This is a genomic window from Eubacterium sp. AB3007, from assembly GCF_000688015.1.
Taxonomy (GTDB): Bacteria; Bacillota; Clostridia; order Peptostreptococcales; family Anaerovoracaceae; genus Aminicella.
Map to the genome: position 1 here is coordinate 377,542 of NZ_JIAD01000001.1, position 16,242 is coordinate 393,783.

The 16,242-nt window shown below is 52.6% G+C and carries 18 protein-coding genes; 14 read left to right on the plus strand and 4 right to left on the minus strand.

All coding sequences use genetic code 11. The annotated features are described in order from the left end of the window. The first annotated feature begins 61 nt into the window (after positions 1-61). A complete protein-coding gene (gene nth, locus P156_RS0101850) occupies positions 62-685 on the plus strand; it encodes an endonuclease III (protein WP_027868693.1) in 624 nt (207 codons plus the stop codon). Between the two features lie 61 nt (positions 686-746). Here the strand turns inward: nth and P156_RS0101855 are convergent, their stop codons facing one another. Together P156_RS0101855 and P156_RS11155 are read right to left on the minus strand one after the other, a co-directional pair. Further along, the gene (locus tag P156_RS0101855) at positions 747-1,250 is read right to left on the minus strand and encodes an SEC-C metal-binding domain-containing protein (RefSeq protein ID WP_027868694.1); all 504 of its coding nucleotides are present in this window, start codon (positions 1,248-1,250) and stop codon (positions 747-749) included. Positions 1,251-1,267: 17 nt separating this feature from the next. Then, positions 1,268-2,242, minus strand: a complete 975-nt coding sequence (locus P156_RS11155) for a homoserine dehydrogenase (RefSeq protein WP_034802066.1) — start codon at positions 2,240-2,242, stop codon at positions 1,268-1,270. 124 nt (positions 2,243-2,366) lie between these two features. Between P156_RS11155 and trmL the strand changes: the two genes are divergently transcribed. The 8 genes from trmL to P156_RS11160 all read left to right on the plus strand — a co-directional run bounded on the left by trmL (position 2,367) and on the right by P156_RS11160 (position 9,982). Then, a complete protein-coding gene (gene trmL / locus P156_RS0101865) occupies positions 2,367-2,837 on the plus strand; it encodes a tRNA (uridine(34)/cytosine(34)/5-carboxymethylaminomethyluridine(34)-2'-O)-methyltransferase TrmL (RefSeq protein ID WP_027868695.1) in 471 nt (156 codons plus the stop codon). A gap of 74 nt (positions 2,838-2,911) precedes the next feature. Continuing rightward, positions 2,912-4,291 (plus strand): RNA polymerase factor sigma-54, encoded by a 1,380-nt coding sequence (rpoN, locus tag P156_RS0101870; RefSeq protein WP_027868696.1) that lies wholly within the window; start codon positions 2,912-2,914, stop codon positions 4,289-4,291. A gap of 80 nt (positions 4,292-4,371) precedes the next feature. Continuing rightward, positions 4,372-5,556 (plus strand): phosphoglycerate kinase, encoded by a 1,185-nt coding sequence (gene pgk / locus P156_RS0101875; protein WP_027868697.1) that lies wholly within the window; start codon positions 4,372-4,374, stop codon positions 5,554-5,556. A gap of 72 nt (positions 5,557-5,628) precedes the next feature. Then, complete coding sequence (tpiA, locus tag P156_RS0101880) at positions 5,629-6,378, plus strand: triose-phosphate isomerase (RefSeq protein ID WP_027868698.1); 750 nt, start codon at positions 5,629-5,631, stop codon at positions 6,376-6,378. A 113-nt stretch (positions 6,379-6,491) separates the two neighbouring features. Further along, positions 6,492-6,710, plus strand: coding sequence for a preprotein translocase subunit SecG (gene secG, locus P156_RS0101885; protein ID WP_369770372.1), 219 nt, complete (start codon positions 6,492-6,494; stop codon positions 6,708-6,710). A gap of 87 nt (positions 6,711-6,797) precedes the next feature. Then, the gene (locus P156_RS0101890) at positions 6,798-8,810 is read left to right on the plus strand and encodes a sodium-translocating pyrophosphatase (RefSeq protein ID WP_027868700.1); all 2,013 of its coding nucleotides are present in this window, start codon (positions 6,798-6,800) and stop codon (positions 8,808-8,810) included. 75 nt (positions 8,811-8,885) lie between these two features. Beyond that, a complete protein-coding gene (locus P156_RS0101895) occupies positions 8,886-9,518 on the plus strand; it encodes a DUF4203 domain-containing protein (RefSeq protein ID WP_027868701.1) in 633 nt (210 codons plus the stop codon). A 14-nt stretch (positions 9,519-9,532) separates the two neighbouring features. After that, positions 9,533-9,982 (plus strand): small multi-drug export protein, encoded by a 450-nt coding sequence (locus tag P156_RS11160; RefSeq protein WP_034802070.1) that lies wholly within the window; start codon positions 9,533-9,535, stop codon positions 9,980-9,982. Positions 9,983-10,033: 51 nt separating this feature from the next. On the opposite strand, the gene P156_RS0101905 is transcribed toward P156_RS11160, so the two are convergent. Together P156_RS0101905 and P156_RS11165 are read right to left on the minus strand one after the other, a co-directional pair. Continuing rightward, the gene (locus P156_RS0101905) at positions 10,034-10,813 is read right to left on the minus strand and encodes an enoyl-CoA hydratase-related protein (protein WP_027868702.1); all 780 of its coding nucleotides are present in this window, start codon (positions 10,811-10,813) and stop codon (positions 10,034-10,036) included. Positions 10,814-10,879: 66 nt separating this feature from the next. Next, positions 10,880-11,503, minus strand: a complete 624-nt coding sequence (locus tag P156_RS11165) for a thiamine diphosphokinase (protein WP_051600515.1) — start codon at positions 11,501-11,503, stop codon at positions 10,880-10,882. 72 nt (positions 11,504-11,575) lie between these two features. Here P156_RS11165 and P156_RS11170 point away from each other — a divergent pair, with 72 nt between their 5' ends. The 5 genes from P156_RS11170 (at position 11,576) to P156_RS0101935 (ending at position 16,176) form a co-directional block, all read left to right on the plus strand. Further along, positions 11,576-12,430, plus strand: a complete 855-nt coding sequence (locus P156_RS11170; RefSeq protein WP_051600517.1) for a DUF975 family protein — start codon at positions 11,576-11,578, stop codon at positions 12,428-12,430. Next, positions 12,427-13,059, plus strand: a complete 633-nt coding sequence (locus P156_RS0101920) for a flavodoxin family protein (protein WP_027868703.1) — start codon at positions 12,427-12,429, stop codon at positions 13,057-13,059. Before P156_RS11170 ends, P156_RS0101920 begins: the two co-directional genes overlap by 4 nt. A 142-nt stretch (positions 13,060-13,201) precedes the next feature. Then, on the plus strand, positions 13,202-14,251 hold the full coding sequence (locus P156_RS0101925; RefSeq protein ID WP_027868704.1) for a hypothetical protein: 1,050 nt from the start codon (positions 13,202-13,204) through the stop codon (positions 14,249-14,251). Then, a complete protein-coding gene (locus P156_RS0101930; protein ID WP_185752119.1) occupies positions 14,241-15,446 on the plus strand; it encodes a CpaF family protein in 1,206 nt (401 codons plus the stop codon). Before P156_RS0101925 ends, P156_RS0101930 begins: the two co-directional genes overlap by 11 nt. After that, a complete protein-coding gene (locus tag P156_RS0101935) occupies positions 15,433-16,176 on the plus strand; it encodes a type II secretion system F family protein (RefSeq protein WP_027868706.1) in 744 nt (247 codons plus the stop codon). Before P156_RS0101930 ends, P156_RS0101935 begins: the two co-directional genes overlap by 14 nt. Positions 16,177-16,242: the final 66 nt, after the last annotated feature.

Here is a 16,242-nt window from a genome sequence, read left to right on the forward strand (position 1 = left end):
GGGATTCCTTTCACCTTGTCAAGACGTAGCTGGATGTGTATAATGAGAACAGGTGACTATTATGGACAAGGATACAGTAATTGAGATATTGGATCTTCTTAGAGAAGAATACCCGGAAGCGGGATGTGCACTGGATCACATGGATCCCTTTCAGCTGTTGGTGGCGGTTGCGCTCTCTGCACAGACAACCGATAAAAGCGTGAACCAGGTGACCCCGGCTTTGTTCCAGGCTTATCCGAATGCTGAGGCGCTGGCTCAGGCCACGCCTGAGGATGTGGCGGAGTACATCAAACGGCTTGGACTCTACAAGAACAAGTCGCGAAATATCGTTGCCATGGCACAGAAACTTGTGCTGGAGTTCGACGGGGAAGTGCCCCGGGGCAGGGAGGAACTGATGTCGCTGCCAGGTGTTGGCCGCAAGACAGCGAATGTAGTCCAGGCAGAGGCGTTTGGCGCCCAGAGGATCGCCGTGGACACGCACGTGCAGCGCGTCAGCAACCGGATCGGACTGGTTCACGAGAAGGATGTGCTGAAGACGGAGAAGGCATTGATGGAGGTGCTTCCGGAGGATCGCTGGACGGAAGCGCACCACACCATTATCTTTCACGGTCGGAACTGCTGCAGTGCGCGGAAGCCAGATTGTGAGCGGTGTGTGCTCCGGGAACTGTGTGAGAAAAACCTTTGAGCGAAAGTAAACAAAAAAATGGTAGGGGATAGCCCCTACCATAATTGTTTTTTGGATTATTCTAGTTCTTTCCGCAGCAGTTCTTGTATTTCTTGCCGCTGCCACAGGGACACGGGTCATTTCTGCCGGGTTTCTTGGGTGCGTGATAAACCTTGGACTTCTTGTAGTCACGGCCGATCTTCTCACGTTCCTTCTGGGGGATCACATTATCCCATGCTTCCAGGGTGTAGAGGTGGGGGGCATCGGCTTTCCACATGTTCAGGTAGAGTTTCTGGTAGTCGACTGCTACATCCACATCGCTATCCTCGGACAAAGCCTCCAGGTCGAGGGAGCATCCCTCTGCCAGGCTGGTTTCTACGCCGTCCAGGAAGCCCATGAAGATCACCGGGCGGCATTCGAACTTACCGGCCAATTCGCTCAATTTGCCTGTCAGATGTTCGTCCTTATGTTTCAGCAGGTGGGTGTAGATCTTCATCTCTGCGTCGCTGTATTCTCCCCAGAACGCCTCCAGGGTCTCGTCTGTCTGGTTCTCCAGCAAGTCTTTCCAATCCTGATATAAACTCATGTCAAATTCCTCCGTTATTATCTATTATATTCACGCATGATACTGATGATGTCGCCGGCAATGGCACTGCCTGTGGGGTGCGGACCTGCACCCTTGCCATAGAGCATGACATCGTCGACCATATTTCCTGTTATGTAAATGGCGTTGTATTCGTTGTTCACACCGGACAGGGGGTGCGAAAGGGGCAGTTCCACCGGCTTGACGTAGCAGTCTACCTCGCCGTTCTCATCCAGAGATGCATAGGAGAGGAGTTTGATCTTGTTGCCAGCAGCACGGGCCGCCTCGATCTGCGCCTTATCCACGCCTGTGATTCCCGTTCTCGGGATATCCATAGGCGGAATGTACTTGCCAAAGCAAAGGGAAATCAGAATGGAAAGCTTGTTGGCACAGTCGATCCCTTCCACATCGGCAGTGGGGTCGGCCTCCGCGAAGCCTTTCTCCTGGGCGTCCTTCAGGATCACATCGTAGTCCAGCCCCTCGTCATACATCTTGCTGAGGATGTAGTTGGTGGTCCCGTTGAGGATACCGCTGACCTGAAGAAAATCGTTTCCGGACAGGGGTTCAAGGATAGAGGTCAGGCAGGGGATCCCGCCGCCAACACAGGCCTCAAACCGGAAGAGAACGTCGTTCTCCTTGCTGGTCGCCATTAGCTTCTGGAAGTTGGCAGCTACTGCTGCCTTGTTGGGCGTGACGACACTCTTTCCGTGTTCCATGGCGGTGAGCATCCAGGTCGTAGAGGGCTCGATCCCCCCCAGAGATTCCACCACGATGTCGATGTCCTCTGCCTTGATAATATCATCTGCGTTGTCGGTGACCTTGGCAGGGTCGATACCAGTCCGCTCGATCGCCTGTGGGTTTATCTCCAGCGCGCGTACGATCTCGTAGTCAGCGCCGAGTCTCTGCTTGATGAGATCGGCGTTATCTGTCATTACATCGTAGGTGCCCCGACCGACATTGCCAAGGCCGAGTATGCCGATTCTGTATTTCTTCATATTCCTATCTCCTTTTACGTAACATGCATTTATCTTACCATACGGACAAGGAAAATACAATACACTGGAGGTATTGGATTTTGTCCGAAAATGCAGTATCATGGTGTTTAGAAAGGAGTTATCTATGGCATTTCATATCGTCTTTGTGGAACCGGAGATCCCACCGAACACGGGGAACATCGCCAGAACCTGCGCAGCTACCAATAGCGTTCTCCACCTGGTAGAACCGCTTGGCTTTTCCATCTCGGACAAAGCCGTCCGCCGGGCAGGTCTGGATTACTGGCCGTACGTGGATCTTCACGTACACGAGAGCCTGGAGGCGTTTCTGAACGAGTATAGAGACAGGCGCATGTTTTTGGCCAGTACGAAAGGCGGACACTACTATACGCAGCAGCAATATATGGATGAGGACATGTTCCTGTTCGGACGGGAGACCAGAGGACTTCCCAGAGATCTGATCGAAGCCAGAAGGGACCAGGTGATCCGCATCCCGATGAGCAGCAATACCCGCCTGCGTTCTTTGAATCTGGCCAACTCTGCCAACATCATTCTGTTTGAAGCGTTGCGCCAGGTTGGATTTCCCGGGCTGAAATGACGGGTTTATTTCATTGTGGATATGTGATATAATTTTTCAGAAGACTATTGGAATCGGTGGAGGAGCATGTTCGGATGAGATTGGGTTACGAACTGACAATCAAACAGAAACAGCAACTCTCTATGACACCGGAGATGGTACAGGCCATCAAGATCCTTCAACTAAACACGTTGGACCTCTACGAGTATGTGAATGACGAACTCATTGAGAATCCTGTTTTGGAGGAGGACGACAACCGGCGCGATAGGGAGGAGCAGTTGGTTGCATTGGAGCTCGGAGACCATCTTGCGGAGGACGACTACGATGATCGCAGAGACCGTCTCTGGGAGAGTCCATCGGAAGAGAGACGATCCTCACTGGAGAACATGGCCACCGTGGAGGAGACTTTGCAGGAGCACCTTCTGGATCAGTTCAATCTGACCAGAATGGAGGAGGATCTTGCAGAAATTTGCCGTTTTCTGATCGAATCCATCGACGACAACGGATATCTGACCACAGGCGCAGAGGAAGTGTGTGCTTTTTTTGGGTGTGAGGAAGCGCAGTTCGAGGAAGCACTTGGGTTGATCCAGGATATGGATCCCTGTGGGGTAGGTGCCCGGAATCTGGCGGAGTGTTTGGAAATCCAGCTGACAGCTGTGGGAAAACTGGACGACAAGCTTTGTTCCATCATCTGGCAGATGCTGCCGGAAGTGGCCGAAAACAAAGTGAGTAAGATCGCCAGGGAGGTGGGGGTCACCAACGTGGAAGCGCAGGCTTACATCGATCTGATCCGATCCCTGGAACCCAAGCCAGGCAGGCAGTTTGCTTCCAGTGGCGACAGACCACAGTATGTGGTACCGGATGTCAACGTGGAGAAGATAGATGACGAATACATCGTCACGAGTAACGACAGCAGTGTTCCACGTCTTCGGGTCAGTTCCTATTACCAGAAGCTGTCCGGTAAGGCCAAGTCCGATCCGGAGCTGGGAGAATATCTGACAGGACGACTCAATTCAGCTATGTGGCTGATTCGGAGCATCGAGCAGCGCAAGCAGACCATCTTCAACGTGGCCTCTGCCATCGTGCGCTACCAGAGAGATTTCTTTGAGCGGGGAGAACGCTACATCAAGACGCTGACCCTGAAGCAACTGGCGGACGAGGTGGGGGTTCATGAGTCCACCGTGAGCCGGGCCATCAATGGGAAGTACATGCAGACCCCTCGAGGGGTCTACGAGATGAAGTACTTCTTCACCAGCGGTGTGTCTGTCAGGGGAGCACAGGAGGGGCTTTCGTCCAACAGTGTAAAGGTCCTGATCCAGGATATCATCGGAGACGAGGACCCACGCAAGCCTCTCAGTGATCAGGCTATCGTGAAGTTGCTGAAGGAGAAGGAAATCGACATTTCCCGCAGAACGGTCGCCAAGTACAGAGAAGAGATGGGAATCCCGTCCTCTTCCGGAAGGCGGCGGTATTGATCGTTTTTTCGCGCAGGTCCTGCGCTGAAAGATAAAAATTGTTAATAATTTACTACATTTGATCATTGGAGGAATATACAATGAAGAAAACAGTAAAAGATATCATTGTCAAAGACAAGAAAGTCATCGTAAGATGTGATTTCAACGTGCCCATGATCGATGGCGCTATCACCGATGATACCAGGATCAAGGCAGCGCTGCCCACCATTGAGTATCTGATCGCTGAGGGAGCCAAAGTCATCCTGATGTCCCACATGGGACGACCCAAGGGAGAGCCCAAGATGGAGTTCACATTGGCACCGGTGGCTGAACGTCTGTCTCAGTATCTCAAGAAGGATGTGAAGTTCGTATCCAGTCCTGTAGTGGTCGATGATTCTGTCAAGGCCGCTGCTGAGAACCTGGCCAGCGGCGAGGTTCTGCTCATTGAGAATGTCCGCTTCCGCAAAGAGGAGACTGACAATGATCCCGGATTTGCTAAGGAACTGGCTTCCCTGGCAGAAATCTTTGTGCAGGACGCATTTGGTACAGCTCACAGAGCCCATGCATCCACAGCCGGCATCGCAGAGTACCTGCCTTGTGTCTCAGGTTTCCTCATCGAGAAGGAAGTCAAGTTCCTGGGGGAAGCCGTTGAAGCTCCCAAGAGACCCTTCCTGGCCATCATGGGTGGTGCCAAGGTCGGTGACAAGATCCCTGTGATCGAGAACCTGATCACCAAGGTGGACACACTGATCATCGGAGGCGGAATGTCCTATACTTTCTTCAAGGCCATGGGACTGGAGATCGGGAAGTCCATTCTGGACGAGGGCAACATCGGGCTGGCCGCAGAGCTTCTGAAGAAAGCCAAGGACAATGGAGTAGAGATCCTTCTGCCTGTCGATGTGGTGACAGCCGCTGAGTTCAGCAACGATGCGGAGAGAGTCGTGGTGGACTTTGACAAGATCCCGGCGGACAGAGAGGGCATGGATATCGGTCCCAAGACCAGAGAACTCTACGGCAAGGCCATCGCAGAGGCAGCTACCGTTGTCTGGAATGGACCTATGGGTGTGTTCGAGCTCCCCAACTTTGCAGAAGGCACCAAGGCAGTCGCCAGTTATATGGCAGACAGTGATGCGGTGACCATCATCGGCGGTGGTGATTCGGCTGCAGCTGTTGAGCAGATGGGCTTTGCAGACAAGATGACTCACATCTCTACAGGTGGTGGTGCTTCGCTTGAGTTCCTGGAAGGCAAGGAACTTCCGGGGATCGCCGTGATCGAGGATAAGTAAGTACAAAAGCGTGCGGGGCACAACAGGTTGCCCCGCATAGGATTCTAACAATAGGAGGGTATAGATATGGCAATGAGAATCCCGTTTATCGCAGGAAACTGGAAGATGTTTAAAACCAAGGCAGAGGCGAAAGCGTTTGCGGAGGAATTCAAGGCATTGTACAAGGATACAGAGGTGAGGACTGCAATCTGTGCACCGTTCACACAGCTGGACACCCTGAAGGAAGCTTTTGCGGGGACCACGATCGGCGTGGGCGCACAGAACGTGCACTACGAAGACGAGGGCGCATTCACCGGAGAGGTTTCTCTGGGCATGCTGAAAGAGATCGGTGTGGACTATTGCGTCATCGGGCACTCTGAGAGAAGGCAGTACTTCAACGAGACGGACGAGACCTGCAACCTGAAACTGAAGAAGATCTTTGCAGACAGCGAGATCACCCCGATCCTCTGTGTGGGAGAGAACCTGGAACAGAGAGAGGCCGGAAAGGCTGCCGAGATCGTTGAAGGACAGATCGAAGCGGATCTGGCCGGGCTCAGCGCAGCGGATGTGGCAAAGCTTGTGATCGCCTATGAGCCGATCTGGGCTATCGGGACCGGAAAGACCGCGACTCCGGAGCAGGCGGGCGAGATGTGCACTCTGATCAGAGAGAAGGTACAGGCACTTTACGACGAAGATACCTGCGACCAGGTGATCATCCAGTATGGCGGTTCCGTGAAACCTGAGAACGCTACCGACATCATGGCAAACGGTGATGTAGATGGAGCATTGGTAGGGGGAGCCAGCCTCGTACCCGAAAAATTTATGGGAATCATTAATTTTTAAGTAAAAACTTGTTCAATACCCCGATAAATCCTTGCTTTTTACATTTTCGTGTGTTATTCTTATATAGTTATGAATATCAACGGAGGGATTTTATAGATATGTATACAGCGTTAATGATCATACTTGCAGTAGTCAGTTTGTTCCTGATCCTCAGCGTTCTTCTACAGGAGGGGAACAGTGATGGACTTTCTGGTTCCATCGCCGGAGGTGCGGAGCAGCTATTTGGAAAGAAGAGAGGTCGTGGTTATCAGGGCATCCTGAACAAGATCACCATCGTCACTGCAGTCCTGTTCATCATACTGTCTCTTGCACTGGTCGCCATGGGTAAGTAAGACCAGTGTTCAATAGGGTATTTATTCATTATTTTTCAAGAGGTGCTGACAAGTACCTCTTAATCAGCATCTGTAGGAGGTAAATCTATGTTGAAGTTTGTTGCTCCTATCTGTGCTGTGATCGCCTTGATCGTAGCGTTCGCTCTGGCGAAATGGATCAAGGGGCAGAGCACAGGGAATGACAGAATGAGGGAAATCTCAGGGTTCATCAGGGAGGGTGCGTTCGCGTTCCTGAAGAGAGAGTACAAGTTCATGGCCATCGTCATCGTCGTGCTGTTCCTGGCACTGACCTTCGCCATCAACCCGACCACCGGTATCCTTTACCTGTGTGGTGCGCTGCTCTCTGTTCTGGCCGGTTTCTTCGGCATGAACGTTGCTACTCTGGGTAACGTGAGAACCGCCGCAGCGGCGGAGGAACACGGAATGGGGAAGGCACTGAATGTGGCGTTCCGTTCCGGTTCCGTCATGGGTCTTTGCGTAGCCGGCCTGGGTCTGCTGGGTCTGAGCGTGATCTTCGTCACCCTGGACTTTGCCACTGTCGTTGAGTGTGTCACCGGCTTTGGTTTCGGTGCTTCTTCTATGGCGCTGTTCGGACGTGTCGGCGGTGGTATCTATACCAAGGCGGCAGACGTAGGCGCTGACCTGGTGGGTAAGGTCGAGGCAGGCATCCCGGAGGATGACCCGCGCAACCCGGCTGTCATCGCTGATAACGTAGGCGATAACGTAGGCGATGTAGCTGGTATGGGATCCGACCTGTTTGAGTCCTATGTTGGTTCCATCATTTCTGCCATCACACTGTCTGCGGTTGCTGTTCAGGCGGCAGAGGTCAGTGGTGCGTTTGACGAGGTCACGGCAGCCATGTTCCCGCTGGTACTGGCCGCCATCGGACTGCTGGCATCCGTATTTGCGATCCTGATCGTCAGAGGCAATGACAAGAGCAGCAATCCGGCCAAGACTCTGGATATGGCCACCTATATCAGTGCTGCGATCGTGATCGTCGCCAGCCTGATCCTGAGCAAGACCATGCTGGGAGGAATGAACTACGCATTCGCTATCATCGCCGGACTGATCGTCGGTGTAGCCATCGGAAAGATCACCGAGGTATATACTTCAGAAGAGTACAGACACGTCAAGAAGATCGCAGAGCAGTCTGAGACGGGGTCTGCCACCACGATCATCAGCGGACTGGGTGTCGGCATGATGTCCACCATGTGGCCCATCATCTTCATCATCGTCGGGATCTTTGTGGCCTACACCTTCGCTGGTGTATACGGCATCGCGCTGTCCGCAGTCGGCATGCTGTCCATCACCGGTATCACCGTTGCGGTAGACGCGTATGGTCCGGTATCCGACAACGCCGGCGGCATCGCGGAGATGTCCGAGCTGCCGGAGGGCGTCCGGAACATCACCGACAAACTGGATGCAGTCGGCAACACCACTGCTGCGATCGGCAAGGGATTCGCCATCTGCTCCGCGGCACTGACAGCACTGGCCCTGTTCGTATCCTTTGCGCAGGTCGCCAAGCTGGAGACCATCGATCTGCTGCACCCGATCGTCATCATCGGCCTGTTCATCGGCGCCATGCTGCCGTTCCTGTTCTCGGCTCTGACCATGAACTCCGTAGGAAAGGCAGCCAATGAGATGATCGAGGAAGTCAGAAGACAGTTCCGTGAGGACAAGGGCATCATGGAGGGAACCTCCAAACCGGATTACAAGAGATGCGTATCCATCTCCACATCCGCAGCTCTTAAGGAAATGATCATTCCGGGCCTCATGGCGATCGTGGTACCGGTCGCGGTCGGATTTGTCCTCGGATCCAATGCCCTGGGAGGCCTGCTGGCAGGCGCGCTTGCTTCCGGAGTAGTCCTGGCCATCATGATGGCCAACGCCGGTGGCGCGTGGGACAACGCCAAGAAGTACATCGAGGGAGGAAACCACGGTGGGAAGGGCTCAGATGCCCACAAGGCAGCTGTTGTCGGCGATACTGTTGGAGATCCGTTCAAGGATACCTCTGGACCGTCCATCAACATCCTGATCAAGCTGATGACCATCGTATCCCTGGTATTTGCACCGCTGTTTGGGAACGGTCTGCTCGGCTGATCAACACCATTGGATAATACGACTGCAGCAGGGAGGATCCTTGCTGCAGTTATTCATGTTTAGGGAGGAATCGAATTGGGTGTAGTATTTGGGTATTTAGGGATACTGGTTATCATTGGAGCACTTCTCTGTTTCAAGGGAAGGGATCTGTTTCGTCCTGCGATCGCTGTATTCACATTCTGGATGGTGTACAGTGGGATCATGGGACTTCTAAATGGAACCGATGACAGGGACTTTGTCATCGCCATTCTGGCCGGTCTGGTCGGGGCGCTTCTCTCAGGCTTTGTTCTGAAGCTCGGAGTGTTTGTGGCGGGACTGGTTGCCGGACTTTCTCTGGGTACAGTACTGTTTGACCTGTTTCCACAGATTCGGGAGATGGCGATCCCCAAGGTGGCGTTCCTCGTGGTCGTCACGATCCTGGTCGGCATACTGACAGTGAAAGCCATCGATATGATCATCATGATCTCGACAGCCGGGCTAGGGGCGACTCTGATGGCGGTCCCTTGCGTCTATATGCTGTTTTCGTTCCCACGCATAGCGCAGAGTGTGGATCCCGCGCCTATCCAGACCATCACCAACGTAAACCGCACCATGTTCGTTCGTGTGGCGCAGGACCATCCACTTCCTGTTCTCTGCGGAATGCTGGTGCTTTTCATTGCGGGGATCATCGTACAGCATAAGACGAATCATAAGAGACACGATAAGTAACGGACGGAGACGGCATGCTTAAGATTATCACAGTGTTTTTCATATCGATGGTTCCTGTATTTGAACTTCGTGCCGCGATCCCGGTAGGGGTTGCTGCCGGCTGCAACCCCTGGTTGACCATGCTGGTGGCTATCGTAGGCAATATGATCCCCATTCCCTTCATCCTGCTTTTTATCAGGAAGATCTTCAAATGGATGCGGAGCAAGAGTCCGCGCCTCAACGCGGTTGTAGATCGGATGGAGGCGAAAGCAGAAGCCAAGAAGGACAAAGTCCTCAAGTATGAGAAGTTCGGTCTATTTCTATTCGTGGCGATCCCGCTGCCTGGAACAGGTGCCTGGACTGGCGCCTTGATCGCCGCTATGCTCGACATGAGCCTGAAGTCTGCGATCCCCAGTATTTTTCTGGGGGTGTGCACAGCAGGGACCATTATCACCATGCTGATGCTGGGGATAATCAGTATATAACAAAAGAGCCGTTGCTTTGTGCAACGGCTCTTTCATAATGCCTGTGTGAATCTACTTGTTTTTCCACTCTGCGGTTCTCTTCTCCAGGAATGCCGCCATGCCTTCCTTCTGATCTTCGGAACCGAAGCAGACAGTGGAGGCCTCGACCTCCAGCTGGCTGGCGCTCTTCAGATCCATATCATATCCGTTGTTGATGGCGATCTTCGCCTGTGCAACGGCGATCGGAGCCTTGGAGGCGATGGTCTCCGCCAGTTTCTCAGCCTCAGCCATCAGCTCTTCCGGAGCTACTACCTTCTCAACCAGGCCGATGCGCAGAGCTTCTGCAGCATTTATCATCTCAGCAGAGTAGATCAGGTACTTGGCCATTCCCTTCCCAACCAGTCTCGGCAGTCTCTGTGTACCACAGAATCCGGGGATGATGCCCAGGCCGACCTCCGGCTGTCCGAACTTCGCCTTCTCGGAAGCGATGCGGATGTCGCATGCCATGGCCAGCTCACATCCGCCACCGAGAGCGAACCCGTTGACAGCAGCGATGAATGGCTTCGGCATCTGGTCGATGGTGTTCATGACCTTGTGCCCAGCCTGCATCATAGCTCTACCTTCTACTGCGTTCAGTTTGCTCATCTGCGCGATATCAGCGCCTGCCACGAAAGCCTTTCCTTCGCCGGTGACGATGACAGCCTTGACGGCATCGTCCGACTCGATCTCCTTCAGGGCCTCTGCCAGCTCTGCCAGTACGTCTGTGTTCAGCGCATTCATAGCCTTTGGACGGTTGATGGTGATGAACCCAAGATCACCCTTGACTTCGTACTTAATGTTCTCGTACATAATATCGACTCTCCCTTTCTGATTACTTCAATAATACCAATATCAATATACCATTTTCGTACGGGCTTTTCAACCCCTGTCCCGGGAGAGGATGACCAGAAGGGTGCCGGAAGTGAACGAAATATGGGCCTGCTCCTCCGTGATCTCGTTGCTGACGCCCAGAGATGTGTCGTTGGTCAGGGTATGATCTCTGAGCGGGTATCTGGTACCGCTGACACAAAGCTTTGTGCAGGGGCTATCGTAGGCGATGAGACCCAGGTATCTATATATCTCTGGAGCGACCGCAAAGCATCCGGGGGCCTTCAGGCAGACCTTGTTCTGACCATCCACCAGGCAAATGCTGACCGGCTTATCCAGATACTTTTTCAGTACGCCGATGTTGCCCATGGTGTGATCGAACCGGCCGCCCAGGCCTCCCACTACTGTCAGCTCCGTGAATCCACGGGAGATCGCAAGATCGATGGCAGCCTCTGTGTCGGTCATATCCTTGACGGTGGGGAGCTTGATCACATCCTGATCCTGGGGCTCCGCCATGGAGTCGTAGTCCCCGATGAGAAGGTCCGGTCTCAGACCCAGTTCTCGGGCGATGAGAAGTCCCTTGTCTGCGCAGATCACAAACGCCTTTTCTGGTAGATCCGTATTCAGTAGATGAGGGCTGTCCAGGTAGCCCGTGACGATGATTGCCTTGCTCATGTTGCACCTCTTGTTAATTTGATGATTCTATTATATAATAAAAGGAAAAATAAAGAAACAGGAGGTTCGTGAATGAATCATGTAATTGTTACCATGCCATCCGCAGAGATCAGGAAGATATCCAGACGACTTCTCTCCGGCAACTGGGGAAAGGTGTTTCTGGGGATGTTTCTGGCTATTGTTATGATGGATATGATTCCGCAGTTCTTTGAGGCATGCATTCCTTTCGGGAAGATCACGCAATATAACGAGGCGCTTGGGATCAACCAGAACTACTCGGTGATCGCTTACTTCTACCGGATATTCTTCAATGGTGTGTTTACAGCCGGGATCTGCTCTTTCTTCCTTTCTTTTGTGAGGATGAGAGACATTAACCCTGGGTACGTGTTCAACGGGTTTGAGTATTATCTGAAAACGCTGGGGCTCATGCTCGTGACAGGGATCTTCATCGTCCTTTGGTCTCTGCTTCTGATCGTGCCTGGGATCATTGCGGCTCTGCGCTACAGCCAGGCGTTCTACATCCTGGCTGACGACCCCGGCAAGGGGATCATGCAGTGCATCAACGAGAGTAAGGCGAGGATGCAGGGCAACAAGGCCAAGTTTTTCTGCCTGACCCTGTCTTTCATCGGATGGATCATTCTGGCAGCGATCCCCTCCGGTGTCCTGGGCGGGATCCTGGGCGCGACAGGTATGATCAACGGAGCCAATGTTGCCGCAGCCACCATGGCCATCACTAGTTCTGTTCCGGGTTTCATCGCCACGTTCATCGGTACTATCCCGATGGCCTTCGCGATGCTGTATCTGAGCACTGCGGAGACGGTGTTCTACGAGATCATCACAGAGCACATGGTGTTCAGACGGCCTGAGGAGCAGGCCCAGGAGAGTGCGTTACTTACAGATATGGAGGAAAGAAAAGACACCTTATGAAGGTATTGATCCTGAGTGGAAGCCCCAGAAGCGGAGGCAATACAGAAATCGCAATAAAGGAAATGGAAAAGGTCTTTCTGGAGGAAGGAGTGAAGGCTGAGATCTGCCGTGTTGGAAGCAAGGCAATCCGGGGTTGTATTGCCTGCGGACGCTGCGGCGAGCTCGGGAAGTGTGTGTTCGATGACGATCCCGTCAACGAGATTGCGGAGAAGTTCCGCGAGGCGGATGCTCTGGTCCTGGCTTCTCCCGTCTACTATGGCTCCGCCAATGCAACCCTGGTGGCGGTGGCAGACAGGCTGTTCTACAGCACATCCTTCTCCAAAACCATGAAGGTCGGTGCCAGCGTGGTGGTGGCAAGGCGCGGTGGATGCTCTGCTGCATTCGACGAGCTGAACAAGTACTTTCTGATCAGCGGTATGCCGGTGGCATCCAGCCAGTACTGGAACAGCGTTCATGGTACGACGGCAGGAGAAGCGGCGCTGGATGCAGAAGGACTGCAGACGATGCGCACCCTGGCCAGGAACATGACCTTCCTTATGAGATCCATCCAACTCGGAAAAGAGAAATATGGTCTTCCTTCGGTGGAAGAGCCGCAGGTCACACATTTCATTCGTTCGGATCTCGGCTGATCTTCGGTAGTTTGGCATACGGACAAAGTTTTTCACTATGGTATTGTTGTGACAATACCATAGTTTTTTTGTTTTTGTAAGGGTATTGTATGAAAATATAAATCATGGCAATTTATGGTTGACAACCTATGGGGAAGTTGTTATGATTCGAAAAAACAGTAGAAAGGAGGGGAGAACACTGGAGATTATCCGCGTCGGAATCATGCTCCCTGACAAAATGTTTGCAGGGGCATTGGTGAGAGGACTTAGCAGAGAGTGCCGCAACATGACATTCCTTCTGGAGCAGCCGGAGTATGCTGATCTCATTCTTACGGATGAAGTTTGTCCACAGGAGTATCAGAAAGACAGATATCTCTATCTGGTAAACGAACCGAGCAGGGCGGAAGAGAGAGTGGATCTGGTCTTTCGCTACGAAGATTGCAGGAGCATCGTCAACCGTTTGACACATCTGTATTATCTGCTTACGGGGAGGAATCTGGAGTACCGGGGGACTACTGCGTTTCGAGTCATCAGTTTTCTGGGGGAGGCAGGAGGCTGTGGCGTCACATCGCTATGTTTGTCGGTGGGCAGGATGCTTTCGATCCTCTATGGTTGCCACTGTCTCTATCTGTCACTAACACCTCTGGATGGTTCCGGACAGTACGTTGGATACAGCGAGGGTGGCGATCTGCAAAGGCTGTTTTATCAGCTGGAAGCGGGGAAGGAGGTCCCTTTGGGGGCACATCTGCTCTCTGATGGGTATCTTGACAGACTTCGCGTACCAATGCTGAACCATTATTTGACGGAGATCGATGGACAGGTCCTGGCGTCTCTGATGGAGACGGTGAACAGGATGGGACAATATGAATATGTGCTCATCGATATCGGGACGATGTATGCCGGTGGGGTCATCGATCTTCTTCGTAACAGTGATGGCTATGTCTTTGTGAGAAACGGAAGTCGGTACATGGAGGAGGAACGAGCTGATCACCTGATAGGGACGCTTGGAATCTCCGAGATCAAAGGGATCCGCGTGAGGAACATGGTAAGAGGAAAGGAGGAAACGTATGATGATGAAATGCAGATAAGGTATTGCAGGCAGGCTTTTGTGTGGAGGGACGGTCGGATCGAGATCGACCTGAACACGTCGTACGGGTCGGAGGTAGCAATGCTTTGTGAGAGGATATTGGGAGAATATGACAATGGGAAGTAAAAATTCTGTCATAGAGGTGAAGACGGCAGCGATAAGGCGTGCACTTTCTGACACTGCCATGGACGAGGAAGCCTATGAGTCGATGCTGGAGAATATCGTGTTAAATGGTGATCCATATCTCACTTACAGAGAAGCCAAGGAGGCGCTACGACTGATCCGTTCGCGCACGAGAAGCAACCTCGGGATTCTGGATAAGTACGTCCGGAATCCCGAGATCAAAGAGATCATGGTAAACGGAGAGGCGGAGATATTCCTGGAGACGGGGAAAGGAATGGAGAAGGCGCCGGAAAGGTTCGATTCTGTGGAAGAGATCGAGGAGATCATGCGAAACATCGCGGCAGCAGTCCATCGGGAGATCAATGAGATGAATCCCATCCTGGATGCTCGTTTATCGGATGGTTCCAGAGTGAACGCTGTGTATAAGAATATCGCGGTGGGTGGCCCGGCTATCACCATACGCAAGTTTTCCAAGGAACATATTACACTGGAGCAGATCAGGAGCGGTGGAGGGATCACGGCGGAGTGTGCTGAGGCGCTGCAGATACTGGTGGCCGGGGGCTACAACATCTTCATTAGCGGGGGGACATCCAGCGGCAAGACGACCTTTCTGAATGCGCTGGCGGACAGCATTCCAGCGGAAGAGCGTGTCATCGTCATCGAGGATTCCAGAGAGCTGATGCTGCGTCAGATCGACAATATCGTTCAGATGGAATGCCATAATGCGAATACCGTAGGAAAGGGGCAGGTGACCATGGACATGCTGATCCGTACCAGCCTCCGCATGAGACCGGACCGAATCATCGTAGGAGAAGTGCGGGGCAGTGAGGTGGCGGAGATGCTGCAGGCGATGAATACCGGACATGACGGGTGTATCTCTACCGGGCACGGCAATTCCGTAACGGCCATGCTCCGTCGTCTGGAGTATATGTATATGATGGCATCGGAGGTTCCGCTTGGCGCCATCCGTGGACAGATCGTGGAAGGTATAGATATCATGCTTCATATGAGCCGGTTAGCTGATGGGCGAAGAGTGGTGACGGAGGTACAGGAACTCTGCGGGTACGAGGGAGACAACTATCAATTGAATCCCCTGTTCCTGTATGGGGAAGAGGGTACCCTGCAGAGAACGGGCAATCGTCTTCAGTCGAGAACTAAGCTGATGACACGGGGGTTGGATAGAAATGACAGATTATAGGGTATATGTACTATCCAGACAACAAAAATTGTATCTGGGAGCAGGACTGGTCCTGTTTCTGGCTGCGGGAGGATACCTGTTCTATGGAAGTATGCTGGCTGTTGCATTGATGCCCCTGTTGTTTTGTCCAATGAGCAGGAAACTGGGGACAATGCTGGCAGCAGAGAACAGAAAAAAACTCAGATCCAGATTTCGCGATCTCCTGTACTGCATCTCGGCCTCTTTTGCCTCTGGCAGACATATGCGGGAGGCAATCGGGGAGGCACGACAAGAACTTAACTCTATGTACGGCGAAAAGGATATGATCGTGCGAGAGTTGGACCATATGCTGCGCCGGATGCAGGTCAATGGGGAACCCGATGTGGCTGTGCTCCGTGATTTTGCGGAGAGGTCAGGGCTGGAAGATGTCCATGATTTCGTCCGCATCTATCAGGCCTGCAGAGAGACCGGGGGAGATATTGTTTTCGCCATGAATAAGACGGCCAGGGTGATCGGAGAAAAGATCACAATCGAACAGGAGATCCGAACCATTGTTCAGCAAAAGAAAGCAGAAGGGAGGATCATTACGGTCATGCCGATCCTGATCATCCTGTTTCTAAAGGGAATTTCGCCGGAGTATCTGGAAGTGATGTATACGACGGTTGGAGGAAGACTGATGATGACGATGGCTGTTGCCGGGATCATCGGTGCCTATCTGTGGATAGAAAGGATCACGGATATCGATGTTTAGAGAGGGAAGGGAACGGATAGCAGCCTTCTTGAAAAATGGAAAAAACCGACGGATCATCTTGCTGGT